Source organism: Streptomyces daliensis (assembly GCF_054782395.1).
On record NZ_BAAGSO010000100.1, the window covers coordinates 1 to 23,974 of the forward strand.

The following is a 23,974-nucleotide window of genomic DNA, read 5'->3' on the forward strand; positions in this document are numbered from 1 at the left end:
GTCGCACGTCCGGTTCGGAGGGCGGACCGGAGAAACCCACCTGCCGACAAGACAGACAGGGCGCTCCGGTCCGACCCTACGTGCCCGTGTATCTGGGGGATCGGGTGCTGGTGCGGCTCGGGCGGGAGTCGGGGGCTGTGATCCGGGATCCGTACGGGCGCCGGTTGACGTGGTTGGTGCCGCCTGGTGCGACGCGGGGGTGGGTGGTGCCGGAGACCTCGTGGGTGCAACTGCTCGGCATCGCGCAGCATGTGACGGTTCCGCCTGGCTGGTGTACGCGGTCGGCCTTCACGCACTGGGTGCGGGGGTGGGCTGAGCATGGGCTCACGGACGCACGGTTGCTGTACGTCGTCCTCGACGCGGTGATCCGGGTCGAGCACGGGCCCCGCGACGGTGTGAGGGGGGCCGGGCGGTGAGCGTGCGCTGTTTCCGGTGCTGTCGGGTGCCCGGCACGCAGACGGTCCTGGAGCTGTACTCCGGTGACGAGCGGGGCGCGAGCCCGCAGACACGTACGCGCATCGTTCCCGTGAAGGTCTGCGATCCCTGTGCGAAGACGATCGCCGCCGAGGACGAGGCCCGCGCCGCGAGCACGGAGGCGGCACGGTGACCGGCCGCGCGTGTGAGGTGGAGGGCGGCGGCCACGTGGGTCCCGTCGTGCGCTACCTGGCCACCGCCCGCTACCCCTGGCACGAACCGGTATGGCTCTGCCCTGGGCACGGGGCCTACCTCCCTCTGGCGGCGATCCGCGCGGAGGTCACCGGGGAGACCGCGGCCCGCGCCATCACCGTCTTCACCGGCGCAGGGAAACGCCGCACCGACACCGAGTCCGTCGACTCCGCGCCCACCGTGACCCCCACCTGCAACTGATCTGGAGCAGCCTCGTGTCGCGTGACCACACCGTTCTCATCCCCGCTGACCCCGAGGATGTCTTCTACGACCCCTACGGCTGGGCCACCACCGCCGGTTTTCCCGTCGCCGTTCTGGAAGGCCAGCAGGCGCGCTTCGTGATGCGCCGCATCCAGGACAGGGCCGTGCGCCTCATGTACGAGCTGCCGCAGGGGCCCGCGTTCCTCACCAGCTACCCGCGCCCTATGCCCTCCGGGCAGGTCATCGAGATCATGGAAGGCAACCTCGCCACCCTCCTCACCGCCCACGCCTGCCACCCCCTCCGCCTGCGCGAGAAGGGCGAACGCATCACTGTCGACGGCGAACCCCGCGACTGCCTGTCCACCCTCCTCACCCCCCCGGCACTGGTGGCACGCCCGTCATACCCGTATCGGCAAGGCCCTGCACCACGAGGGCCGCACCGTCATCCTCACCGCACCCCTCGTCGGCGGACGCGCACTCCAACTGGCCACCGCGACCCCATAAAGACGCCCGCCCCCTGGGGAACCGTCGGCAGCGGTCCAGGGGGCGGGCTCGGGTTCCGGTCTCGTGGCGGCGGTGCGGGGCCGGAGCCCCTGCACAGCCGCGGAGCCGGTTACTTCTCCGCGGCGACCAGCTCCGCGATCTGCACGGCGTTCAGCGCCGCGCCCTTGCGGAGGTTGTCGTTGGAGAGGAACAGCGCGAGGCCGTTCTCGGCGGTCTCGTCGGCGCGGATGCGGCCGACGTAGCTGGCGTCCTTGCCCGCGGCCTGGAGCGGCGTCGGGATGTCCGACAGCTCGACGCCCGGCGCCGCGCCCAGCACCTCGCGGGCCCGCTCCGGGGAGAGGGGGCGCTCGAAGCGGGCGTTGACCTGGAGGGAGTGGCCGGTGAAGACGGGCACGCGGACGCAGGTGCCCGAGACCTTCAGCGCGGGGATGTCCAGGATCTTGCGGCTCTCGTTGCGGAGCTTCTGCTCCTCGTCCGTCTCGTCCGAGCCGTCCGCCACGACGGAGCCGGCGACCGGCAGCACGTTGAACGCGATCGGCCGCTTGAACTTGTCGGGCGCGGGGAAGTCCACCGCGTCGCCGTCGAAGGTCAGCCGCGAGGCGTCCGACTCGACGGCCTTGCCCGCCTGCTCGTTCAGCTCGGCGACACCGGCGAGGCCGCTGCCCGAGACCGCCTGGTAGGTGGCGACCACGATGGACGTCAGCCCCGCCTCGTCGTGCAGCGGGCGCAGCACGGGCATGGCGGCCATGGTGGTGCAGTTCGGGTTGGCGATGATGCCCTTGGGACGGCGCTTGGCGGCGTCCGGGTTCACCTCGGACACGACGAGCGGTACGTCGGGGTCGAGGCGCCAGGCCGAGGAGTTGTCGATGACGACGGGGCCCTGGGCCGCGACCTTCTCCGCGATGGCCTTCGACGTCGAACCGCCCGCAGAGAAGAGGACGATGTCGAGTCCGGAGTAGTCGGCCGTGGCCGCGTCCTCGACGGTGACCTCGCCGTCCTGCCAGGGGAGGGTGCGCCCGGCGGAGCGTGCGGAGGCGAACAGCCGCAGCTCGTCGACCGGGAATTTGCGCTCGGCCAGAATCTCGCGCATCACAGTGCCGACCTGGCCGGTTGCTCCGACGATCCCGATCTTCATGGGGCTCCTTCTGAGTCTGTGCTCGTATCGCTTGTCGCTTGTGTCCCGGCTGCCTCCTACCCTGCCCTGCGCGAGGTAGGGGCCGCCAATTCTTTGATTTCGGTCACAGCGGCCCGGCCATGGTGTACGGTCCCGCCTCGCGTTATGTCCGGGCCGTTCCGCCCGTCCGGCTCGGCGGGGCCGCTGACCAGGTCCGTCGCGGGTCCGTCACGGGCGCACATCCGGCTTGTTCGGATCGCTCGGTTCTCTCGGGATTCTCTCGGGCCGGTTCAGGCGCGGGGCGTGTGCAGTCCGGCCGTCAGTTTCCGTACGCAGCTCACCGCGGTCTCGGCCGGTCCCCTGCCCCTGTCCTGCTCCCGCTCCCCGGCTTCCCCCTCGTCCGCCGAGCCCGCCGAGCCCGCCGAGCCCGCCGAGCCCGCCGAGCCCGTCGCGTCCGCCGCGTCCGCCGCCCAGGTCTCCACGGCGACCCGCATGGCGGTGTTGACCGCGGCGGCCAGCAGCCGGACCTCCAGGGGATCGGTGTCCGCGCGTACCAGCGTGCCGAGCACGGGCACCAGGGACTCCTCCGAGTCGGAGTGGACGCGGTGCCAGACCGAGCGCAGCGCGGGCTCGTCGGGCATGGCCCGCAGCAGGTCCCGCGTCCAGCGGAGGGCCTCGGCCGCCTCCTCGCCCTCCGGGGTGAGCGCCGTGCGGACGGCCGACTCCAGCGCCTCAGCGACGGGCAGCCCGGGCGGCGCCGCCGCGAGATCGTCCAGCCACTGCCGTACGCCTCCGGTGAGCAGGGGCGCGACGGCCTCTTCCTTGGTGCGGAAGTAGCGGTAGAAGGTGCGCAGCGAGACTCCCGCCTCCCGTGCGATCCCCTCGGCCGTGACGGATCCGGCGCCGTGCTCGGAGAAGAGCGCGGCGGCGGTACGGGCGATCTCCATCTGGGTCTCGGCCTTGCGCCGCTCGGTGAGGGTGGGGCGGGGAGCTGTGGGCATACGGGGAAGCCTACGTCGGCGGCAAGGGTGCATGTTGTGCAACTGTGGCACGTTGTGCCATGTAGGCGTACGGTGAAGCCGTATGGGTCCTCGCGTGGGCAGAGCGCGGCAGGGCGACAGGGTGGCAGACGGAGGCGGACATGGGAACGACGGGACAGGGGCGCTTCGGAGGGCGGCGGATCCTCGTCACGGGCGGCGGCTCCGGCATCGGCCGGGCCACCGCGCTGCGCCTGCTGGAGGAGGGCGGCGCCGTCGTCGCCGCCGACATCGCCGAGCCCGGCCTCGAAGAGACGGCCGCACTCGCGGCGGAGGCGGGCACCGGCGCCCGGCTGACCACGGTGACCGTGGACATCGCGGACGAGGCGTCCGTACGGGAGGCGGTCGGCACCGCGACGGCGGGGCTCGGCGGGCTCGACGTGCTGGTCAACGCCGCCGGGATCCTGCGCTCCTCGCACACCGAGCACACCACCCTCGAATTCTGGAACCGGATCGTCGCGGTGAACCTCACCGGCACCTTCCTCGTCACCCGCGAGGCGCTGCCCGCGCTGCTCGCCACGGGCAAGGGCGTCGTGGTCAACTTCAGCTCCACGTCGGCGAGTTTCGCCCACCCCTACATGGCGGCCTACGCGGCGACGAAGGGCGGCATCCAGTCCTTCACCCACGCCATCGCCTCGGAGTACAGCAAGCGGGGGCTGCGCGCGGTGTGCGTCGCGCCGGGGTCCATCGACAGCGGCATGACCCGTGATCCAGGGCTGCCCGAGGACACCGACTTCGGGCTGCTCGGCAAGCTCACCCCGGCGATCGGCCGGGGCTTCGCGGGCCCGGAGACCGTCGCGGGAGCCATCGCGATGCTCGCCTCGGACGACGGCGCGTTCATCACCGGCACGGAACTGCGCATCGACGGCGGCACGCACATGTGACGGCGGCTTCGCGCACGCGTGGCGGCGGCGCGCACCTGTGACGGTCACGCGCGCAGGTGGCGGCGGCCCCCCGTGTGCGGCCGGTTCGCCCATCCGCCTGGCGCCCGCCCGTCCGTCCGGCGCCCGCCCGGCGAGGGCTCAGCCCGCGTCCGTCAGCCGGGTCACGGCGGCCAGTCCGCGGTGCGCGCCGGGTGCCGCGCCGCTGGGCAGGACGTACGCGCGCAGCCCCGCGCCCACCGCGCCGCCGTCCTTGGCCGGGTGGTCGCCCACCATCAGCGTCTCGGCGGGCTCGACGCCGAGCTGTTCGCAGGCGTGGAGGAAGAGCGCGGGGTCCGGCTTCTCGGTGTCGTGCTCGTACGAGTGCGTCCACGAGCCGATGTAGCCGTCGAGGCCGTGGTGGGCGAAGGTCGGGCGCAGATCCCAGCCCACATCGCTCACCACCCCCACCGCTATGCCCCGGCGGCGCAGCCCGAACAGGGCGGCGCCGCTGTCCGCGTACGGCAGCCAGTAGCGCGGGGTCCGCAACTGCTCGTACAGCTCCTCCGCGACGGGCGCCAGGAGCGGGACGGACGCGTACCACGTGGTGAACGCGTGCCGGTGCGCCTTCGCCGACACGTCGCGGCCCTGCTGCGCCGCGACCACCTCCGGGTCCGAGAGGCCCGCCTCCAGTCCCGTCAGCACCTCGTCCATGGTGGCGTCGTCCAGCTCCCGCGCCGTCACGGCGGCGCGTATGCGCGCGGAGTAGGGGGCGATCTGGAAGAGCGTGCCGGAGAAGTCGAAGAGCACGGCGCGCAGGGGAGGCGCCGGTCTGCGGGAGACGGGGCCCCGGCGGATCGGCCCCTCGGGGCCGAGTACCGGCAGGGCGGGACCGGGGCCGGGAGTGCTGGCGGGGGTGCTGAGGTGGTCGTGGTCGGTCATGGGTGCCGTTCTAGTCGACGGCGTCCCGTTCGCGCGGGGTTTCCGGTGAGCGGGGGCGGGGCCGCTCCGGGCCCTGGTGCGCGGCACGGCGCCCGTTTCCGGCCACGCATCGTCGCAGGTCAGCGAGGTGTGCGGCGCTGACCTGGGGAAACGTCACGTTCGAACGAAAGTTCGATGGCTGGTTTATGGTGGAGGGGATTCAGCGGACAAGGGGGCGGACGCGACAGGAGGTGCGTGCGGATGTCGGGGTTTGTGCATCTGCACGTGGCCTCGGGCTTCTCCCTGCGGTACGGCGCCTCGCACCCCGAGACGCTGGCCGAGCGGGCGGCCGAGCGCGGCATGGAGGCGGTCGCGCTCACCGACCGGGACACCCTCGCCGGGGCGGTGCGGTTCGCCAAGGCGAGCGCGCGGGCGGGGGTGCGGCCCGTCTACGGGGTGGAGCTGGCCGTGGGGGAGCGGCAGGAGCGGCCGGAGGAGAGGAGTGCGGTGCGGCGTCGGCGGACGCCGGTCAGGGGCGGTGCCTTTGTCGACGAGTCGGCGCAGCGTGTCGTCTTCCTCGCCAGGGACGGCGCCCATGGCTGGGACCGGCTGTGCCGGATGGTCAGCGCGGCGCACGCGGGTGCCGTTCATGGGGGCGCGGCTCATGGGGGCGCCCCCGGTGCGGAGCGGCCGTGCCTGGAGTGGGACGCCATGGCATCGGTCCACGGCGACAGCGGCGCCCAGGGCCTCCCCGCCCCCGGCGCGGGTGACGCGCTGACCGTGCTGCTCGGCGCCGGTTCCGACGTCGGACGCGCGCTCTCCGCCGGGCGCCCCGACCGCGCCGCACGCCTGCTCCGCGACTGGCGCGAGGTCTTCGGCGACGCGCTGCGCCTGGAGGCCAGTGCCGCGGGCCCGCTGCGCGACGCCGCGCGGACGCTGGGCCTGGCGGCCGAGCAGGGCGTGAAGCCCGTACTGACGAACTCCGTACGCTACGCCGACCCCGGGCAGGGCCCCGTCGCCGATGTGCTGGACGCGGCCCGTCGGCTCGTCCCCATCGACCCGCGCAACGGGCTCGACGGCGGCGAGCGCTGGCTCAAGGGCCCCGGCGAGATGGTGGAGGCCGCCGAGCGCATCGCCGAGGCGGCCGGTTACCGGCGGAGCACCGCGCACCGGCTGCTGAAGCTGACCGAGGAGACCGCCGCCGAGTGCCGGGTCGATCCGGAGGACGACATCGGCATCGGGCGCGTCCACTTCCCCGAGCCCCGTCTGGTGGGCGCCGGGCAGCGCACCGCCGCTCGGGTGCTGCGCTCGCGCTGCGCGGCCGGGATGGTCACCCGGCGCTACGAGCGCGACCAGGACCGCTGGCGCCGCCTGGAGGAGGAGCTGCGGATCATCGAACACCTCGGCTTCTCCTCGTACTTCCTCACCGTCGCGCAGGTCGTCGAGGACGTGCGGGGCATGGGCGTCCGGGTCGCGGCGCGCGGCTCGGGTGCCGGTTCCCTCGTCAACCATCTGCTGGGGATCGCGCACGCCGACCCCGTCGAGCACGGGCTGCTCATGGAGCGCTTCCTCTCGCCCCGTCGCGCCGCGCTGCCCGACATCGACATCGACGTGGAGTCCGCCAGGCGTCTGGAGGTCTATCGCGCGATCTTCGCGCGCTTCGGCGAGGAGCGGGTCGCCACCGTCGCCATGCCCGAGACCTACCGGGTGCGGCACGCCATCCGCGACGTGGGCGCCGCGCTCGGCATGGACCCGGCCGAGACCGACCGGCTCGCCAAGGCGTTCCCCCACATCAGGGCCCGCGACGCGCGCACCGCGCTGGCCGAGCTGCCGGAGCTGCGCGGGGTCCGCGAGTCGGCGGAGGAGCGGCACGGGGTGGGGCACGGCGAGCGTTTCTGGGACCTGGTCGAGGGGCTGGACGCGCTGCCGCGCGGGGTCGCCATGCACCCGTGCGGGGTGCTGCTCTCCGACGCCTCGCTCCGCGCCCGTACGCCCGTGGTGCCGACCAGCGGCGAGGGGTTCGCCATGTCGCAGTTCGACAAGGAGGACGTGGAGGACCTGGGGCTGCTCAAGCTGGACGTGCTGGGGGTGCGGATGCAGTCCGCGATGGCCTACGCGGTACGGGAGACCGAGCGGGCCACGGGCGAGCGGATCGAACTGGACGAGATGGCAGACGGCGACGCGCGCACGTACGAGCTGATCCGCTCCGCCGAGACGCTCGGCTGCTTCCAGATCGAGTCGCCGGGCCAGCGCGACCTGGTCGGACGGCTCCAGCCCTCCGGCTTCCACGATCTGGTCGTGGACATCTCCCTCTTCCGGCCAGGCCCGGTCGCCGCCGACATGGTGCGGCCGTTCATCGAGGCCAGACACGGGCGCAGACCCGTCCGCTATCCGCACCGCGATCTGGAGCCCGCGCTGCGCGACACCTACGGCGTCGTGGTCTTCCACGAGCAGATCATCGAGATCATCTCGGTCATGACCGGCTGCGACCGCGCGCTGGCCGACGAGGCGCGCCGCGCGCTCTCGGACGGCGAGCGCCAGGGGCGGCTGCGGGTCTGGTTCGCGCGGGAGGCGGAGCGGCGCGGGCACACGCCCGAGACCATCGCGCGCACCTGGGAGATCGTGGAGGCGTTCGGCTCGTACGGCTTCTGCAAGGCGCACGCGGTCGCCTTCGCCGTGCCGACGTACCAGTCCGCGTGGCTGAAGGCCCACCACCCGGCCGCCTTCTACGCCGGACTGCTCCAGCACGACCCCGGGATGTACCCGAAGCGGCTGCTGCTCGCGGACGCGCGGCGGCGCGGGGTGCCGGTGCTGCCGCTGGACGTGAACCGTTCGGGCGCCGCCTATCGGATCGAACTGGAGTCCGATTCGGGGTCGTCGGGTCCGGGTTCCGGTTCCGGTTCTGGTTCCGGAGTCGGGGGCGACGGTGGTGGCGCGGGACGCGGCGTGTGGGGCATCCGCCTGGCGCTCTCCGAGGTCCAGGGCATCACCGAGGCGGACGCGGAGCGCATCGAGGCGGGCCAGCCCTACGACTCGCTCGGCGACCTCTGGCAGCGCGCCCGGCCGCCCCGCCCCGTCGCGGAGAACCTGGCGAGGGTCGGCGCGCTGGACGCGTTCGCGCCTGGCGGCAACCGGCGCGATCTGCTCCTCCACATCGCCGAACTCCACCGCGCCCAGCGCGGCGCGGGCGCGCGGGAGGGGCAACTCGCGCTGGGCGAGGGCGCGTCGGAGGCACGCGAGGGGGAGCCAGCGGGGCTGCCCGACCTCGACCGCGACGAGCGGCTCGGCGCCGAACTCGGCGTCCTCGGCATGGACGCCTCCCGCCATCTGATGGGGGATCACACCGCGTTCCTGCGGGAGCTGGACGCGTACACGGCACGCGGGCTGCGCGAGGCGGAGCACGGCGAGACGGTCCTCGTCGCGGGCGCCAAGGCCGCCACCCAGACCCCGCCGATCCGGTCAGGCCGCCGCGTCATCTTCACCACGCTCGACGACGGCACGGGACTGGTCGACTGCGCCTTCTTCGACGACAGCCACGCGGCCTGCGCGCACACCGTCTTCCACTCCTGGCTGCTGCTGGTGCGGGGCGTGGTGCAGCGGCGCGGGCCGCGCAGCCTCAGCGTGGTCGGCTCCCGTGCGTGGGACCTCGCGGAGCTGGTCGAGCTGCGCCGCACGGGCGGCCTCGACGCGGTCGCGGCGCGCCTCGCGGAGCCGCAGCGCGTGCCCTCCGGAGAGGGTGACGGTTCCGATTCCGGCTCCGGTCCTGACTCCGGCTCCGGTTCAGGAGAGGAGCCGTCGCGCGGGACCCGTCGGACCGTCCAGGTCACCCCCGGCTACGAGATGCACCCCTGGGCCGACCTGCGTCCCCCCGGCGAGTCCGCCGACTCGGCGAAGGCGCTGCGCAAGCTCTGGCACTCCAGCCCCGGGAGCGCGGGATGAGCGGGACCGCCACCCATGTGCCGCACGCGCCGCACGCGCCGTCCGCGCAGCCCGCGTCGTCCGAACCCCATGTGCTGTACGTGCGGTTCGACGGCTGCGCCGAGGCGGACCACCCCCGCCTCCTCGACCTGCTCACCCGCCTCACCCCCGTCGTGCAGGCGCTGCCGCCCGACGCCGCGCTCGCCGACGTACGGGGAGCGCTGCGCTACTTCGCGCGGGACGCGGTGGGGCTGGCCGAACTCGTGCGCCTCCGCGCCGCCGGGCTGTACGGCACCGACTGCACCGTCGGCGTCGCAGCCAACCCGCTCCTCGCGCGGATGGCCGCGCAGGCGGGGCCCGCCGGCACCGTCCACGTGGTGCGCCCCGAGGACGCCGGGGCCTTCCTCGCGCGCAGGCCCGCCGCCGCGCTGCACGGCGTAGGGCCTGCGACCGCGCGCACCCTGGTCTCGTACGGCCTGGACAGCGTCGGCCGGATCGCCGAGGCGTCGCCCGCCACGCTCCAGCGGGTCCTGGGCGCGACGACGGGCCGCCGTGTGCACGAGCGGGCCCACGGCATCGACCCGACCCCCGTCACCCCGAGCGCCCCGGCACGCTCGGCGAGCGCCGAGTACCGCTTCGGGCGCGACGAACTGGACCCGGACCAGCGTCGCCGCGCGCTGCTCACGCTCGCGGACGAGCTGGGGCTCCGAATGCGTACGGACGGCCAGGTGGCACGCGCGCTGACCCTCACCGTCCGCTACGCCGACCGCTCCACCACCACCCGCACCCGCGCGCTCGCCGAACCGACCGCGCACACGCTCGCGCTGACGTCGGCCGCCTACGCGCTGCACGACGCGCTCGGGCTCCAGCGGGCCCGGGTGCGGGCCGTCGTGCTGCGCGCCGAGAATCTGGCCGCGGCGGAACTCGCGGCGCGGCAGCTCTCCTTCGACCCCCGCGAGGAGAAGGCCCGCCGCGCGGAGGCGGCGGCCGACCGCGCCCGCGCCCGCTTCGGCGCGGACGCGGTCCGCCCCGCGGGGCTGCTGGACGCGGCGTAGGCCGGGAGCGCGGGGTCAGGCCGGGGTCAGGCCGGGTGCGGTGTGTCGTGCGGGGCGTCGGTGAGGAGGCCGACGGGGGTGACCTCCCGCACGTGCACGAGCGCGTCGAACCATCCGGCGAGCGAGCCTCCCGACAGGTGGTGCGCCGCGTCGTCCTCCGGGTCGTAGAAGGGCCCCACCAGCCGGGTCATGGCCGGGGCTTCGAACCAGGCCCGTACGGGTTCGGGGCACGGGGCGCGCAGGTCCAGGGCGAAGGCGTCGCCGCCCGCGCCGCCCAGGACCGCTTCGGCGAACTCCGGCGGCGGGGCGGGCACGGACACGGGTCCGTGCCCGTGCCCGGACAGCGGATGCGTGCCGTGGTGGAAGAGCAGTCCGACGGAGACGTAGCCGTCGCCGAAGCGCTCCCGCAGATGACCGCCCAGGTTGCGGTGCGTCAGCGGAGGAGAGGGAGGGGAAGGCGGGGAGACGGTACGCGGATCGCCGACAGCGGTGTGGGCGCCGCCGCCCCAGTAGACGATCTTGTCGCCGGTGCGCTCGTGCCACCGGACGGTGTCCCCGGCCATGGCCCGCTCGATCTCCGCGAGCCCCGTGGGGGCCCCGAGGGGCGCCGCGTGCGGCGGCGGTTCCTGGGAGGACACGAAGCGGACCGGGTCGCCGGGGTGGCGTGCGTTGTACGCGCGTATCCACCGGACGGCCGCCAGGATCTCCTCGGTCCGCCAGAACGGCCGCGCCCGCGCCAGCAGCGCGCGCGGGTCCCCGTCGCCCGCGGCGACGTACGCGGCGAGCCCGGTCCGTACGGCGTCGTCCCCCTCCAGCGCGAGGGCGCGGAACCCGGCCTCCTCGACCAGCGTCCGGAGGATCCGGTGCGCCACGGCGGACAGTTCGCGCGCCTGCCGGGTGGAGGCGCCCAGCGCGACGACCACGGCGTCGCGCGTTCTCGCGTCCACCGGCCAGGGGTCGTCGAGCGCGGCGTGGGGGTCGGGGGAGCCCACGGGCACGGGACGCGCGTGCCGCGCGATCCATCGGGTCACTGCTGCGGTCATGAGGGTTCTCTCCTTGGCGACGGCGACGGCGACGGCGACGGCGACGGCGGCGGCGGCGTCGGCCGGTTCCGGGCGCCACCGGGAACAGGCTCGGAAATGAACCACGGTTGAGGTCAAGGGAGAGACCGGGAACGGGGAGAGGCCGAGAGAGGGACGCGACGGAGTCATGCGCACCGAACCTTCACCGGTACGCGGCTGGTCACCTCCGTTACCCGCCCGTACGTTGACGGACAGTCAATAGCGTTCATCCATCCTCAGAGCCGCGAGGAGACGAACCGTGAAGCTGTCGAAGTCGTCGAAAACGTCGAAGCCGCCCCTGAAGCGCATACGCATGAAGCGCATACGCAGATCCGCGGCAGTCATCGCCACGGCGGTCGCCGTGACCGTACTCCCGGTCACGGCGACCGCCGCTTCCGTTCCGGGGGAGGAGGCCACTGCTCCGGCGTCGCAGCAGCAGTCGTCGCAGTCGTCGCAGTCGTCGCAGCCGCCGATGCCGCAGTCGTCGGCCGCGAGCGGCGGCTGGAACGACTACTCCTGCGACCCCTCCACCGCGCACCCCCGCCCCGTCGTGCTGGTGCACGGCACCGGAGGCAACAAGGTCGACAACTGGCTCGGCCTCGCCCCGTACCTGGCGCGGCGCGGATACTGCGTCTTCTCCCTCGACTACGGCCAGAAGGCGGGCGTGCCCTTCCTGTACGGGCTCGGGCCCATCGAGAAGTCGGCCGAACAGCTCGCCTCCTTCGTCGAGAAGGTGCGGGCCGCCACGGGCACGGCGAAGGTCGACATGGTCGGCCACTCGCAGGGCGGGATGATGCCCCGTCACTATCTGAAGTTCCTCGGCGGGGCCGACAAGGTCAACGCCCTCGTCGGCATCGCGCCCAGCAACCACGGCACCACCCTCAGCGGCCTCGCCCGGCTCGCCGACCAGTACCCCGCCATCGGCGACGCCGTCGAGGACTTCGGCCCGGCGCTGATGCAGCAGAAGGAGGGCTCGGACTTCCTCAAGCGCCTCAACGAGGGCGGCGACACCGTGCCGGGCGTGAAGTACACCGTCATCGCCACCAAGTACGACGAGGTCGTCACCCCGTACACGACCCAGTTCCTGGACGGGCCCGACGTCAACAACGTGCTGCTCCAGGACCTGTGCCCCGCCAACATCTCCGAGCACCTGGCGATCGGGCTGCTCGACCGGATGGCGTTCCACGAGACGGCCAACGCCCTCGACCCCGCCCACGCCACCCCGACGACGTGCGCGGCCTGACCCGCCCGGCGAGCCCGGCCCGCCGGAAGCCCTCGTCCCGTCAGCCGTCGTAGAGGGTCTCCGCGTACGCGGGACCGTAGTGCTGCTCCAGCAGTTCCAGCGGATCGTTCCGGCGCTCCAGCGCCTTGGACAGCCGGGCGCGGCTCGGCAGCGCGTCCGGCTGCCAGCTCTCCGGGTTCCAGGTGCTGGAGCGCAGGAACGCCTTGGAGCAGTGGAAGAAGATCTCCTCGATGTCCACGACGAGCGCCAGCTTGGGCCTGTTGCGCTTGACGGTCATCTCGTCGAAGAAGGGCGCCTCGCGCACGATGCGCGCCCGCCCGTTGACGCGGAGGGTGTCGCCCCGGCCCGGCAGGAGGAAGATCAGGCCCACCCGCGGGTTGGCGAGGATGTTGCGGAAGCCGTCGACGCGCTTGTTGCCCGGACGGTCCGGGATCGCGAGCGTACGGTCGTCGAGGACCCGTACGAAGCCGGGCGGGTCGCCCTTCGGGGAGACGTCGCAGGAGCCGTCGGGCCCCGAGGTCGCGATCAGGCACAGCGGCGAGTGGGCCAGCCAGGCGCGGTCGAGCGCGTGCAGTGCGGTACGGGCCTTGTCCGCCGCGTACGGTGCGGGCTCGCCGACGAGTTCGCGGAGTTCGGACTCGGACGTGACCTCCACCGTTTCTTTTTCTGTTGTCATGAGCTGATCGTAAATCCGGGTCCGCGCCCGGGGGCGGGTGGTGGAGGGCGCGGACCCGGCTCGTACGGCTCGGCCGCGGTGATCGTGGTGACGGATCAGCCGCGGTGACGGCCGCCGAGGGCGCGGCGGCGGGCACCGGCGAAGAGCGCGCCCGCGCCGATCGCGAGGGCCGCGGCACCGCCGATGGCGATGGTGGCGGTGTTGTCGTCGCCGCCGGTCTCGGCGAGGTTGGTCTTCTCGGCGCCGCCGTTGGGCGCGGGCGTGTTCTCCTCCGTGCCGCTGCCCCCGGTGTCCGAGGCGTCGTCGGCCGTGTACTCGGTGCCGTTGTGGCCCTTGTGGTCGGCGCCGTGGCCGCTGTGGTCCACGGTCGACTTGTCGGCCTCGGCGGTGATCTGCTCGTCGCTCGGCGCGGCGGCCTCGCTCTCGCTCTCGCTCTCGTTCTCGCCCTCGCCCGAGGTGGTGGCGCCGGAGCCGCTGGAGCCGCCGAAGGTGACGTCCGAGCAGGTGTAGAACGCCTCCGGGCTGTCCGAGCGCTGCCAGACGCTGTAGATCAGGTGGTGCCCCGACTTCTTCGGCACGGTGCCGTCGAAGACGTAACTCCCGTTCGTCAGCGTGGGGTTGGTGACCTTCGCGAAGGGCTCGGCCTCCAGGTCCGACCACTTCAGCGGCTTGGCCGGGTCGTAGCCGTCCTTGGTGATGTACAGCTCGAACGTGCCCTTGTGCGGCGCGGTGGCCTTGTACTGGAAGGTGTGGTTGCCGCTCGTCATCTTCGAGGCGGGCCAGTCCGTGCGGGGCAGGTCCAGGCCCTTGTACTTGTCACGGCCCGCGCTGCACAGCTTCCCGTCCGGGATGATCTCCTTGTGCTTGCCAGCGGCGTTCGGGATGTTGACCTCGTTCCAGTCGTAGAACGCCTGGGTGCCGCTCGCCGCGACGGCCGCCTTGCAGGCGGCCGACTTCGGGCTCTCGGGCCCCTCGGCGAAACAGGCGGACACCCGGCTGACCGGGTCCGACATCGACCCGTGCGCGACGGCGGGGCTCGCGGCCAGCGCGGTCAGCGCGAGCGGCGCGACACCGAGGGCGGCAACGCTTGCTGCCTTGCGGCGAACGGTCATCGTGGAGGTCTCCTCACGGTGGGACACGTCAGAGGTGTGGGGGGTTGCGGGGGATCGCAGGGGGGGTGCGGGGACTGTGGGGGACGGCCCGGACCCCGCCTGGCGATCAGCACGTTAGCCCCGCTCAGCAGCGGTTTCGCCTGCTGCGGAGCGTTCTGGGCGATCCTTATGCCCCCTTTAAGGGAGGGCTCAGGCTGGGCTGAGGTAGGCCCCTCGGGAAGCCCTCTAAGGAACCCCTCTGGGGAAGCCCCGTACCGCCCGCTGCCCAGCGGTTCGGCTCCGCCCTCTTCTACCGGAGTGCCGTGGCGTTGGCGGGGGAGCCGACTCCGCCGGTGAGGTGCAGTGGTTTGACCGTGAGGAGGCTGTCCCAGCGGCCGGTGGCCCGGCAGTCGGCGGCCAGGGCTGTGAGATTCCACAGCTCACCCAGGGGGAGGCCGAGTTTGGCGATCAGCTCCTGGTGCATCATCCCGGCGTCCTCGGGCGCGCTGTGCAGGAAGTCGCTGTCCGGCAGGACGGGCAGGACCTCCACGGCGAAGGTGTCGGTGGCCATCAGGGCGATGCGGTGGTTCCAGCACCAGGCGGCGAAGTCGCGGGACTGGGCGAAACCGGTGGCGCGCCGCGACTGCCGCGTTTCGGCGCGGGTGGCGGGGTCGGCGGTGAGGTACCAGTGGGCCCAGCCGGTGTGGACGAGGACGAGGTCGCCGTCTTTGACGCGGGAGCCCTGCGCGTGGAGTGCCGCGTCGAGCAGGTCCGGGGTGAGGGCGGGGCCGGCGGCGTGGTCGAGCGGGGTGCCGCGGTCGCGCAGCAGGCCGTCGACGTCGATGAGCAGTCCCCGTCCGGCCAGCGGCGTCTCGGCCCACATCTGGACGCCCAGGCGCGGGCCGCGCGGGGCGATCTCCTCGTCGGGGACGCCGTTGTAGAAGCCGTGTCCGGAGGCCCGGCGGTGGCGCAGCCCGTCGACCTGGGTGCTCGCCTGGAGATGGAAGTTGTCCAGGACGTCGTCGCGGGCCTGGTCGTGCTTGGCGGTGATGCGGTGCCGGGGGATGCCGCGTGCCGTGGACATGGGCGGGTCGAAGGCGTCGAGGGCGTAGTCGAGGCTGAGGGCGCGGCCGGTGCGTACGCACTGCGCGGCGCGCAGGATCTGCCGGGGGCCGGCGAGGTTGGCCATGCCGCGTTCGGGCTCGTCGGTGAACAGGTGCCAGCTCGATCCGGGCGGCGCGTCGGTGCGGTGGAGGAGTTCGTCGTAGGTCGGCAGGAGTGGCACGGGTGCGGCCTTCGGTTCGGTTCAGGGGCAGCGGGCGGCGACGGCCCCCGCCGCGTGGCGGACTTCGGTGATGACGCGGGCGTGGTCGGACCCGGGCAGGTCGCTGCTGGGCCCGACGACGCTGAGCGCGCCCAGCAGGTGGCCGTCCTTGAGGACGGGGGCGCTGACGGAGGTGACGTCCAGGACACGTTCGTCCTGGGAGAGGGCGAATCCGTTCTGTTTGACGTCGCGCAGTTCGGCGGTCAGGTCCTCGGCGGTGATCTGCTGTCCTGAGGCCCGGGTGAAGGGCACGGCGGCGGCGACACAGGCCCCCTGTTCGTCCTCGGGCAGCCAGGCCAGCAATGCCTTTCCGGCCCCCAGGTGGAGGGGCAGCTTGTCGCCGATGGGCAGTTGGTAGCGCAGCGGATTGCGGCCCTCCACACGTGCGATCGGCACCCGGGCGGATCCGACGCGGACGAACAGGGTCGGGGTGAGGCCGGTGGTGGCGGCCAGTTCCTGGAGGATGGGCAGGGCGACAGGGGTGAGCCGGTTGTTGACCAGGAACGCGTGGGCGGTGGCGACGGCGGCGGGGCCCGCCACGTAGCCGGTGTCCTCCTTGGCCGCGTATCCGCGGTCGACGAGGACGTTCAGGATGCGCTGGGCGGTGGCCACGTGGAGGTCCGCACGGCGGGCGACCTCGCTCAGCCGCAACGGGAGCCGGGCGTCCTCCAGGACGCCCAGCACGTCCAGGGCCCGGTCGACCGAACGCATGGGGCTGGCGGGTGTGGTGGCCATCGACGGGGCTCCTGTGGCAGTCGGCGCGGCACTCGGTGTGCCGTTGTCCGATAAGAGTTATCAGACCACCGCCACCGGTACGTGCGCTCACCCCTCCGCGGCTCCGGTGCCGCCCTTACCGCGTGCTTACCGCGAGCGGGGGCTGCCGGTGGGCTGCATCTCCTTGGACCGGCTGGACGGGCCGGACGGGCCGGACGGGCCGGAGTCATCGGGCACTTCCCCGGGCGTCAGGTAGGACAGGGCGAAGGCGATCAGTCCGCTGATCCCGGCGATGACGAAGGTGGGTGGTCCCGCGTGCTCCTCCACGGCGGTGACCCAGTCGGCGTCGCCGACGACGATGCCCAGGGTCTGGCCGAGGACGAGGAGGAGGCCGCCGGCGAGGAAGCCGATGACGCTGACGCGGAAGAGGAACTGGAGCGGCCGGACGGGTCGAACGGGCCGGATGGGACGGACGGGCATGGGCGGTCTCCGGTTCAGACGGGCAGGACGCCGGTGGCCACGGCGGCGCCGATCAGCAGGATCGGGACGCAGTAGTAGGTGAGCAGGGGGACGAAGGTGCGGGACGGGTCCACGCCCGCGATGCCGCTCGCGACGTAGATGGGAGCCCCGGACGGGGGTGAGGCGCCCTCGGTGGAGGCGAAGATCAGGACGGCGACGCAGGCGGTGGCCGGAGAGACACCGGCACCCGTCAGCGCGGAGACGGCGACCGGGCCGATGGCGGCCATGGTGGCGCTGGCGGTGAGCGGGATCGCGACGCCGACCACGAGGACGCCGACGACCAGGGCCATGACCCACAGCGGGGCGTCCACGCCCGAGAGCAGCTCGGTGAGCTGCTCGGGCAGGCCGAGTTCCCCCAGGGCACCGGCCGCGGCGAAGGCGGCGACGATGGTGACGCCGAGGACACCGAACTTGGGGGCCGCTCCGCCCAGCAGATCCCACCACCCCTTGCCGGTGCGGGGCAGGTGACGGCGGCCGAGCACCAGCACCAGGGCGATCATCAGCACCGGTATCCAGGTGATCAGGCTGATCACGTCGGACATCCTCACGCCGTCGGTCCAGCGGCCCAGCGCGCCGGCGAGCGGCCCGCGGGTCAGCAGCAGCGGCACCGCGATGCCGCCGAACAGCAGCAGACTGGTCCAGCCCGCGCCCAGCGTGCGGCGCAGCGGTTTGAGTTCGCCGGTGTCCACCGCCTGGATGCCGTGCCGGCGGACCATGACGAACGCCGCGACGAGCCGGTACCCCAGGCACCACAGCCCGCCCAGGAACAGCGGCAGCACGACGTCGTCGGTGGACACCACCGAGGCGACACCGGCCGAACCCATGAGGATGAACATGGTGGAGCTGAAGGGGAAGGTCACGCCCATGCCCGCGCCCCCGGCGGCGACGGTGGCGGCGAGTTCGCCGCTGATCCGGGAGCGCTTCATCCAGGGAATCGTCACCGAGCCGACGGCCGCGGTGACCGCGGCTCCCACGTGCGCGATGGCGCCGAACACACCGGCGGCGACGGTCGAGGTGTAGACGGGGCCGCCGCGCAGCCGCCCGAGCAGCGAGTTGAGGATGTCCAGGAGGTGGTCCAGCACCGGAGTGCGGGCCAGTACGTAGCTCATGAACACGAAGGCCAGGGCGGCGAAGGTCACCTCCTCCCGCATTGCTTCGGCGAGACTGCTCCAGAGCACGTGGAGGATGTCGCCGCCGGAGAACAGGCCGGTGACCAGGAACCCGACGATCAGCGCCTCACCGATGTTGCGCTTGAGGACGGTGTTCCACAGGAGGATGGCCGCGATGTAGCAGCCCAGCGCCCATACGGCGATCATGATGTTTCTCCGGTTCCGGCGTGGCCGCCCGCGTCGCCCGCGTCGCCCGCGCCGGCACGGATCCGGGCGCGGCGGCCTGCCTCGTCGGCCTCGACCGCGCGGGCGGCGTCGAGCACCGACACTGTCTTCTCGGCGGCGACCACGGCAACTCCGTCGCTGTCCGCCACGACCAGGTCACCGGGCCGGCAGACCAGCCCGCCCACCGCCACGGGCACGTTGACGTGTCCGGGGCCGAACTTGTAGGGGCCCGCCGGGGTCACGGCCCGCGCCCACACGGGGAAGCCGATCTCGGCCAGTACGTCGACGTCGCGTGCGGCGCCGTCGAGGACCATGCCCACCACACCGCGGGCCTTGGCGCGCTCGGCGATCAGCTCACCGATCAGGGCGCGGGAGGTGTCGCCCTCCCCGTTGACCACGATGATGTCTCCTGGCACCGCGATCCTGACGGCCTCGTGGACGGCCTTGTTGTCGCCCGCCCGCGTCCACACGGTCAGCGCCCGTCCGATCGCCCGTGCTCCCGGCCACAGCGGCCGGATGCCCGAGTCGAGCAGAGCGAGGCGGTCCACCGCGTCGCCGATATTGGCCGTGGCCACGTCCCCGTGCGCGGCCAGCAGCTCGTCCGTGACCTGCGGTATGTCGCGCAGTCCTTCGGGGCGGGCGGCCAGCGTGTGCACATGGCCGATCGCGCGGGCGAGCCAGGCGTCCAGGCCGAGGTCGGTCATGAGGTCGGCGGCGGCCGACGCCTCGAAGGCGCGGCGCACACCGTGCTTGGCGGTTCCGGTGTACAGCCGCTCCAGCGTGCTCTCACCACCGGCCAGCTCGGACGCGATCTGCTCGCGCACCCACGTCTCGTCCCCCGCGGCGCGGCCCGCCTCCACGGTCTGCGCGATGATCGCGCCCAGGCCCTTCATGAACACGCTGCGCAGCAGTTTGCGGGCCGAGGCCGCCCCCGGCTCCCCGCCCAGGTCCTCCACCGGCGCCCCGAGCGCGCCGAAGTGGCCGACGATCATGGCGGCGCCCGGGCCACTGGTCATCAGTGCCGTGCGGTGGCGGTACGCGGGGACCGAACCGATCACCGACACGTCCGCGAAGACGGCCCTCGACGAGTCGGCGACGGTCTGGGCGATCGTCCCCTTCAGCCCGGGAGCGGCGGCGTTCATGTCCGCGTACACCGTGGAGGGGGACAGGTGCGGAGCCGCTTCCCTGGCCACCGCGAGCGCTGCTTTCGCCCCGGTCAGCCCGAGCACCAGATCGCAGCCGCGCACCGCCTCCGCGACGCTGTCCGCCCGCTCGACGCCCTCCGGGGTGGGCACATCTCCCGGGTCGAATCCCGTCACCGACCAGCCGTTCTCCAGAAACCCGGCCGCATACAGGCTTCCTGCCTCGCCCAGTCCGAGCACGCCGACGCGCATGCGTGGCCTCCTTGCCACCCACAAAGGGGTTATCATTCTCTGATAAGTGTTATCGCTCAATGAGCAGTTGGATGTTGCCTGCGCGTGAAGCGGGCGTCAAGGGCTGGAGAATGATCGATCAAATGGCCCCGGGGTTCGGGCGGGAGGGGCCGGTGCCCGGCCGGGGCGGGAGCCGGGCGTTGGCGTAAAAGGCAAAGGGACGTAGATTCGCGCCATGGGTGTCGGGGAGAACAGGGGAGCGGCGACGGGACGCGGCGGGCCGGGAGGTGAGGGGCCGGTGCGGGTCGTCGTGCCCGTGCTGGAGGAGACCTCGCTCTTCGAACTGGCCGTCCCCTGCGCCGTCTTCGAGCCCCCGCACTACGAACTGACCCTGTGCGACAGCACCCCGGCCCCCGGTCCCCGGCGCGCACGGGGCGGGCTGCGGCTGGAGACCGAGCGCGGCCTGGCGGCGCTGGACGAGGCCGATCTCGTGATCGTCCCCGCCTGCGTCGTGGCCTCCTACGAGCCGCCCGCCGCGCTCCTCGCAGCGCTGCGCGCCGCCCACGCGCGCGGCGCGCGGATCGCCTCGCTCTGCTCGGGCGCGTTCGTGCTCGCGGACGCGGGGCTGCTGGACGGGCGCACGGTGGCGACGCACTGGATGTACGCCGACGAACTGCGCCGCCGCCACCCCCGGGTGCGGGTGGACGAGCGGTCGCTCTACGTCGACGACGGCGACGTCCTCACCAGCGCGGGCACCGCCGCGGCGATCGACCTGTGCCTGCACATCGTCCGCCGCGACTACGGCACGGCAGCGGCGGGCGAGGTCGGCCGCCGCATGGTGGTGGCGCCGCACCGCGAAGGGGGCCAGGCGCAGTACGTGCCGCCGCGGCAGGCGGCGCTGCCGCGCTCGGCCGAGGGCGCGGCGGAGGGGCTGGCTCCGGTGCTCGACTGGGCCGTCGAACGGCTCCACGAGCCCCTGACCATGGGCCAGTTGGCGTCCCGCGCCGGAACGAGCACGCGCACCTTCGGGCGGTGGTTCGCGAGGGAGGTCGGGACGACGCCGCTGAAGTGGCTGAACCAGCAGCGGGTGGCGCGGGCGCGGGAGCTGCTGGAGACGACCGATCTGCCGGTCGACTCCGTCGCGCAGCGCTGCGGCCTCGGCACGGGCGACGGCCTGCGCCAGCACTTCCGCCGCACCCTGAACACCACCCCGGCGACGTACCGGCGCACGTTCCGCCCGTGACGGGGCGGGTGGGTGGGCCGCCCACGAGCCGGTGCGCCCGAGCGTGGCCTACGTCGTCGGTGCCGTCGGCCGGGACGTGTCGAGGGCCAGGGTGACGGCCAGTGCTCCGAGCACCGTGCCCATGACGTACCGCTGCACGCGCAGCCATGACGGCCGGCGGCCGAGGAAGACCGCGATCGTTCCCGCGGCCAGGACGATGGCCGCGTTCACCCCCACGCTCACCGCGATCTGGAGCGTGCCGAGCGCGAGCCCCTGCGCCAGCACATGTCCCGCCCCCAGATCGACGAACTGGGGGATCAGCGCGAGGTACATGAGCGCGACCTTCGGGTTGAGCAGGTTCGTCGTCAGCCCCATCAGGAACAGCCGCCGCGGCGAGTCCGGGGCCACCTCGCGGGGCTCGAAGAGGGACGCGCCGCCCGGCTTGAGGGCCTTCCACGCGAGCCACGCGAGATACCCGGCACCGGCCGGCTTGACGGCCACGTACAACTGGGGCACCGCCAGGAACACGACCGACAGGCCCAGGTTCGCGGCGACGAGATAGACCATGAAGCCGACGGCGACGCCGCCCAGCGAGACGATCCCCGCACGCCGCCCCTGGGTGATGCTCCGCGAGACCAGATACATCATGTTCGGTCCCGGTGTGAGCACCATCCCGAGGGCGACCGCCACGACACCGAACACGGCGCTTGTTCCGAGCACGGTGAACCCCTTCCTCCGCCGAGGCCGAGCCGACAAGCTGGGCCGACAATGCGACGCAGAGTATGTTCCCTTCGCAGTTAAGTGCAATATCCTTTATTGCTCTCGGTGCAATGGGAGAAATGGGGCGGGGAGGGTGTTGGAGGAGTACCGGCGGATCGCCGACCGCATCGCGCAGGACATCGCGTCCGGACGGCTCAGGCCGGGCGACCGCCTCCCGCCGCAACGCGAGTTCGCGGCCAGGAACCGTGTCGCCAACTCCACGGCGGCGCGCGTCTACCGCGAACTCGCCCGCCGCGGCCTGACGGTCGGAGAGGTCGGCCGCGGTACCTACGTACGGGCCCAGGCGCCCCGCCCTCACCCCGGCCGGGGCCCCGCGCTCGCCGAGCCCGCGGACAGCGGGGTGGACCTGGAGCTGAACTACCCCGTCGTGCCGGAGCAGTCCGCGCTGCTCGCCGACGGGATCGGTCCGCTGCTGCGTCCCGACGTCCTGGAGTCCGCGATGCGGCCCGTCGGCGTGACCGGTACGGCCGGTGCGCGGGGCGCCGTGGCCGCCCTGCTCGCGCGCGGCGGCTGGCGGCCGGACCCGGAGCGCGTCCTCTTCGCGGGCAACGGGCGTCAGGCCGTGGCCGCCGCCGTGGCCGCGCTGGTGCCGCCGGGCGGGCGGCTCGGCGTCGAGGAGCTGACGTATCCCGTGCTCAAGGCCATCGCGGCCCGGCTCGGCGTCACCGCGGTACCGCTGGCCATGGACGGTGACGGGCTGGTGCCCGCGGCCGTCGCGGCGGCGCACCGCACCGCGCCGCTGCGTGCCCTCTACGTACAGCCCACCCTGCACAACCCACTGGGCCTGGTCATGCCGGATCGGCGAAGGGCCGAACTCGCCGACGCTGTACGGGAGTTGGGCATCCCCGTCGTCGAGGACACGATCTGGGCCTTCCTGCGGGACGACCTGCCGCCGCTGGCCGCGCTCGCGCCCGGCTCGACGGTGGTCGTCGACAGCCTGTCCAAGCGGCTGGCCCCCGGCCTGACCCTCGGCTTCGCCGTCGCCCCCGAGGGCCTGCTGCCCGGGCTCGCCACGGCGCTGCGCTCCGGTGGCTGGGGCCCGGCGCGGTTCGCGCTGGACGCGGCGACCCGCTGGCTGACGGACGGCGCGGTACGGACCGTCGTGCGCGCCAAGCGCCGGGACGCAGCCGCGCGCCAGGAGATCGCCGCGCGCCAACTGGACGGTCTCACCGTGCGCGGCGGCCCGTACTCCTACTCCTGCTGGTGGGAGCTGCCGCGGCCGTGGCGGGCCGAGACGTTCGTCGCGGCGGCGGCGAGGCGGGGGATAGCGGTCACCCCGGCGGCGGCGTTCGCCGTCGGCGACTCCCGCGCGCCCCACGCCGTGCGCGTCGGCCTCGCCTCACCGCCCCCCGACGTCCTGGCCCGCGCCCTCGGCACCCTGGCCGGACTGGCCCGCTCGGGCCCGGAGGACGCCGTCGTGGAGTGAGCACGGGCGGGCGGCGAGTGGCAGTCGGCCCGCGCCTGGGGAGGTCAGCCCAACTGGACGGAGCGCTTGGCGAGGCCGCCCCAGAATCCGTCGATGACGGTGCGCGCCCGCGGCAGGTCGGCCTCGCCCGCGCCCAGCGCGACGAACAGGGGCGCGAAGTGCTCGCTGCGCGGGTGCGCCACGCGTCCGGCGGGGGCCTTGTGCGCGAAGTCGAGCAGTGCGTCCACGTCCTGGCGGGCCAGCGCCTCGCCGCCCCACGCGTCGAACTCCCGGGACCAGCCGGGCGCCTCGTCGGGCCCCGTGCCCCACGTCATCCCGCGCAGGTTGTGGGTGAAGAAGCCGCTGCCGACGACGAGTACGCCCTCGTCGCGCAGCGGGGCCAGCCTGCGCCCCAGCTCCAGCAGCCGTGCCGGGTCGAGCGTCGGCATGGACAACTGGAGTACGGGGACGTCGGCCTCCGGGTACATCTCGACGAGCGGGACGTAGGCGCCGTGGTCGAGGCCCCGGTCGGGCGCGTCGTACACCGGGGTGCCAGGGGCGCTCAGCAGCCCCCGTACGCGCTCGGCCAGCAGGGGAGCGCCGGGCGCTGCGTACCGGACGTGGTAGTAGCGCTCGGGGAAGCCCCCGAAGTCGTAGACCAGCGGCACCGTCTCCGTCGCGGCCAGCGTGACCGGCGCGGACTCCCAGTGCGCCGACACCATCAGCACGGCCTTCGGGCGCGGCAGCCGCGCCGACCAGTCGGCGAGCTGTGAGGTCCACAGCGCGTCGTCGGCCAGGGGCGGGGCGCCGTGGCTGAGGTAGAGGACGGGCATCCGGGCCCCGGGAGCGGGGGTGGTGGTGCCGCTGGTCATGGTCGTGAGCCTTTCTCGGTCGGGTGCCGGTCGGGTGCCGGTCGGGTACCGGTCAGCCTCGGCTCGGCTGCGTACGCGCGGGTC

General features: G+C 73.4%; 22 protein-coding genes. 9 read left to right on the forward strand and 13 right to left on the reverse strand.

Annotated elements, in window-relative coordinates:
- The first annotated feature begins 86 nt into the window (after window positions 1–86).
- From ACYVOO_RS26825 to ACYVOO_RS26835, 3 genes are read left to right on the forward strand one after another with little or no spacing between them, the layout of a single operon-like run.
- Window positions 87–416, forward strand: coding sequence for a hypothetical protein (locus ACYVOO_RS26825; protein ID WP_461018278.1), 330 nt, complete (start codon window positions 87–89; stop codon window positions 414–416).
- Window positions 417–442: 26 nt separating this feature from the next.
- Complete coding sequence (locus ACYVOO_RS26830; protein WP_461018279.1) at window positions 443–607, forward strand: hypothetical protein; 165 nt, start codon at window positions 443–445, stop codon at window positions 605–607.
- Window positions 604–867, forward strand: a complete 264-nt coding sequence (locus tag ACYVOO_RS26835; protein ID WP_461018280.1) for a hypothetical protein — start codon at window positions 604–606, stop codon at window positions 865–867. The genes ACYVOO_RS26830 and ACYVOO_RS26835 overlap by 4 nt, the downstream gene beginning before the upstream one ends.
- Before the next feature lie 613 nt (window positions 868–1,480).
- Here ACYVOO_RS26835 and ACYVOO_RS26840 read toward each other — a convergent pair.
- Together ACYVOO_RS26840 and ACYVOO_RS26845 are read right to left on the reverse strand one after the other, a co-directional pair.
- A complete protein-coding gene (locus ACYVOO_RS26840; RefSeq protein WP_461018281.1) occupies window positions 1,481–2,506 on the reverse strand; it encodes an aspartate-semialdehyde dehydrogenase in 1,026 nt (341 codons plus the stop codon).
- A 269-nt stretch (window positions 2,507–2,775) separates the two neighbouring features.
- Window positions 2,776–3,486 (reverse strand): TetR/AcrR family transcriptional regulator, encoded by a 711-nt coding sequence (locus tag ACYVOO_RS26845; protein WP_461018282.1) that lies wholly within the window; start codon window positions 3,484–3,486, stop codon window positions 2,776–2,778.
- A 140-nt stretch (window positions 3,487–3,626) separates the two neighbouring features.
- On the opposite strand from ACYVOO_RS26845, the gene ACYVOO_RS26850 reads away from it, so the two are divergent.
- Complete coding sequence (locus tag ACYVOO_RS26850) at window positions 3,627–4,406, forward strand: SDR family NAD(P)-dependent oxidoreductase (protein ID WP_461018283.1); 780 nt, start codon at window positions 3,627–3,629, stop codon at window positions 4,404–4,406.
- Window positions 4,407–4,544: 138 nt separating this feature from the next.
- On the opposite strand, the gene ACYVOO_RS26855 is transcribed toward ACYVOO_RS26850, so the two are convergent.
- Entirely contained in the window at window positions 4,545–5,324 is a 780-nt protein-coding gene (locus ACYVOO_RS26855; RefSeq protein ID WP_461018284.1) for an HAD family hydrolase, read from the reverse strand.
- A 240-nt stretch (window positions 5,325–5,564) separates the two neighbouring features.
- Between ACYVOO_RS26855 and ACYVOO_RS26860 the strand changes: the two genes are divergently transcribed.
- Together ACYVOO_RS26860 and ACYVOO_RS26865 are read left to right on the forward strand one after the other, a co-directional pair.
- A complete protein-coding gene (locus tag ACYVOO_RS26860) occupies window positions 5,565–9,242 on the forward strand; it encodes a DNA polymerase III subunit alpha (RefSeq protein ID WP_461018285.1) in 3,678 nt (1,225 codons plus the stop codon).
- Window positions 9,239–10,276 carry a DNA polymerase Y family protein gene (locus ACYVOO_RS26865; RefSeq protein WP_461018286.1) on the forward strand — a complete coding sequence of 346 codons (1,038 nt, stop codon included), beginning with the start codon at window positions 9,239–9,241 and terminating at the stop codon, window positions 10,274–10,276. Before ACYVOO_RS26860 ends, ACYVOO_RS26865 begins: the two co-directional genes overlap by 4 nt.
- Window positions 10,277–10,302: 26 nt before the next feature.
- Here the strand turns inward: ACYVOO_RS26865 and ACYVOO_RS26870 are convergent, their stop codons facing one another.
- Window positions 10,303–11,319 carry an erythromycin esterase family protein gene (locus tag ACYVOO_RS26870; protein WP_461018287.1) on the reverse strand — a complete coding sequence of 339 codons (1,017 nt, stop codon included), beginning with the start codon at window positions 11,317–11,319 and terminating at the stop codon, window positions 10,303–10,305.
- A 331-nt stretch (window positions 11,320–11,650) separates the two neighbouring features.
- Between ACYVOO_RS26870 and ACYVOO_RS26875 the strand changes: the two genes are divergently transcribed.
- Window positions 11,651–12,580 (forward strand): esterase/lipase family protein, encoded by a 930-nt coding sequence (locus ACYVOO_RS26875; protein WP_461018382.1) that lies wholly within the window; start codon window positions 11,651–11,653, stop codon window positions 12,578–12,580.
- Between the two features lie 40 nt (window positions 12,581–12,620).
- On the opposite strand, the gene ACYVOO_RS26880 is transcribed toward ACYVOO_RS26875, so the two are convergent.
- From ACYVOO_RS26880 to ACYVOO_RS26910, 7 genes are all read right to left on the reverse strand, one after another.
- Complete coding sequence (locus ACYVOO_RS26880; RefSeq protein WP_461018288.1) at window positions 12,621–13,256, reverse strand: pyridoxamine 5'-phosphate oxidase family protein; 636 nt, start codon at window positions 13,254–13,256, stop codon at window positions 12,621–12,623.
- Between the two features lie 95 nt (window positions 13,257–13,351).
- A complete protein-coding gene (locus ACYVOO_RS26885; RefSeq protein WP_461018289.1) occupies window positions 13,352–14,368 on the reverse strand; it encodes a lytic polysaccharide monooxygenase auxiliary activity family 9 protein in 1,017 nt (338 codons plus the stop codon).
- A gap of 289 nt (window positions 14,369–14,657) precedes the next feature.
- The gene (locus ACYVOO_RS26890) at window positions 14,658–15,632 is read right to left on the reverse strand and encodes a cyclase family protein (RefSeq protein ID WP_461018290.1); all 975 of its coding nucleotides are present in this window, start codon (window positions 15,630–15,632) and stop codon (window positions 14,658–14,660) included.
- Window positions 15,633–15,653: 21 nt separating this feature from the next.
- The gene (locus ACYVOO_RS26895) at window positions 15,654–16,406 is read right to left on the reverse strand and encodes an IclR family transcriptional regulator (protein ID WP_461018291.1); all 753 of its coding nucleotides are present in this window, start codon (window positions 16,404–16,406) and stop codon (window positions 15,654–15,656) included.
- Window positions 16,407–16,532: 126 nt separating this feature from the next.
- Window positions 16,533–16,865, reverse strand: coding sequence for a hypothetical protein (locus ACYVOO_RS26900; protein WP_461018292.1), 333 nt, complete (start codon window positions 16,863–16,865; stop codon window positions 16,533–16,535).
- Between the two features lie 14 nt (window positions 16,866–16,879).
- Window positions 16,880–18,220, reverse strand: coding sequence for a TRAP transporter large permease subunit (locus ACYVOO_RS26905; protein WP_461018293.1), 1,341 nt, complete (start codon window positions 18,218–18,220; stop codon window positions 16,880–16,882).
- A complete protein-coding gene (locus tag ACYVOO_RS26910; RefSeq protein WP_461018294.1) occupies window positions 18,217–19,632 on the reverse strand; it encodes an RraA family protein in 1,416 nt (471 codons plus the stop codon). The genes ACYVOO_RS26905 and ACYVOO_RS26910 overlap by 4 nt, the downstream gene beginning before the upstream one ends.
- Before the next feature lie 214 nt (window positions 19,633–19,846).
- Between ACYVOO_RS26910 and ACYVOO_RS26915 the strand changes: the two genes are divergently transcribed.
- The gene (locus ACYVOO_RS26915) at window positions 19,847–20,854 is read left to right on the forward strand and encodes a GlxA family transcriptional regulator (RefSeq protein WP_461018295.1); all 1,008 of its coding nucleotides are present in this window, start codon (window positions 19,847–19,849) and stop codon (window positions 20,852–20,854) included.
- A 48-nt stretch (window positions 20,855–20,902) separates the two neighbouring features.
- On the opposite strand, the gene ACYVOO_RS26920 is transcribed toward ACYVOO_RS26915, so the two are convergent.
- Entirely contained in the window at window positions 20,903–21,505 is a 603-nt protein-coding gene (locus ACYVOO_RS26920; RefSeq protein WP_461018383.1) for a LysE family translocator, read from the reverse strand.
- A 184-nt stretch (window positions 21,506–21,689) separates the two neighbouring features.
- Between ACYVOO_RS26920 and ACYVOO_RS26925 the strand changes: the two genes are divergently transcribed.
- Entirely contained in the window at window positions 21,690–23,039 is a 1,350-nt protein-coding gene (locus ACYVOO_RS26925; protein WP_461018384.1) for an aminotransferase-like domain-containing protein, read from the forward strand.
- Window positions 23,040–23,083: 44 nt separating this feature from the next.
- On the opposite strand, the gene ACYVOO_RS26930 is transcribed toward ACYVOO_RS26925, so the two are convergent.
- On the reverse strand, window positions 23,084–23,890 hold the full coding sequence (locus ACYVOO_RS26930) for a dioxygenase family protein (RefSeq protein WP_461018296.1): 807 nt from the start codon (window positions 23,888–23,890) through the stop codon (window positions 23,084–23,086).
- Window positions 23,891–23,974: the final 84 nt, after the last annotated feature.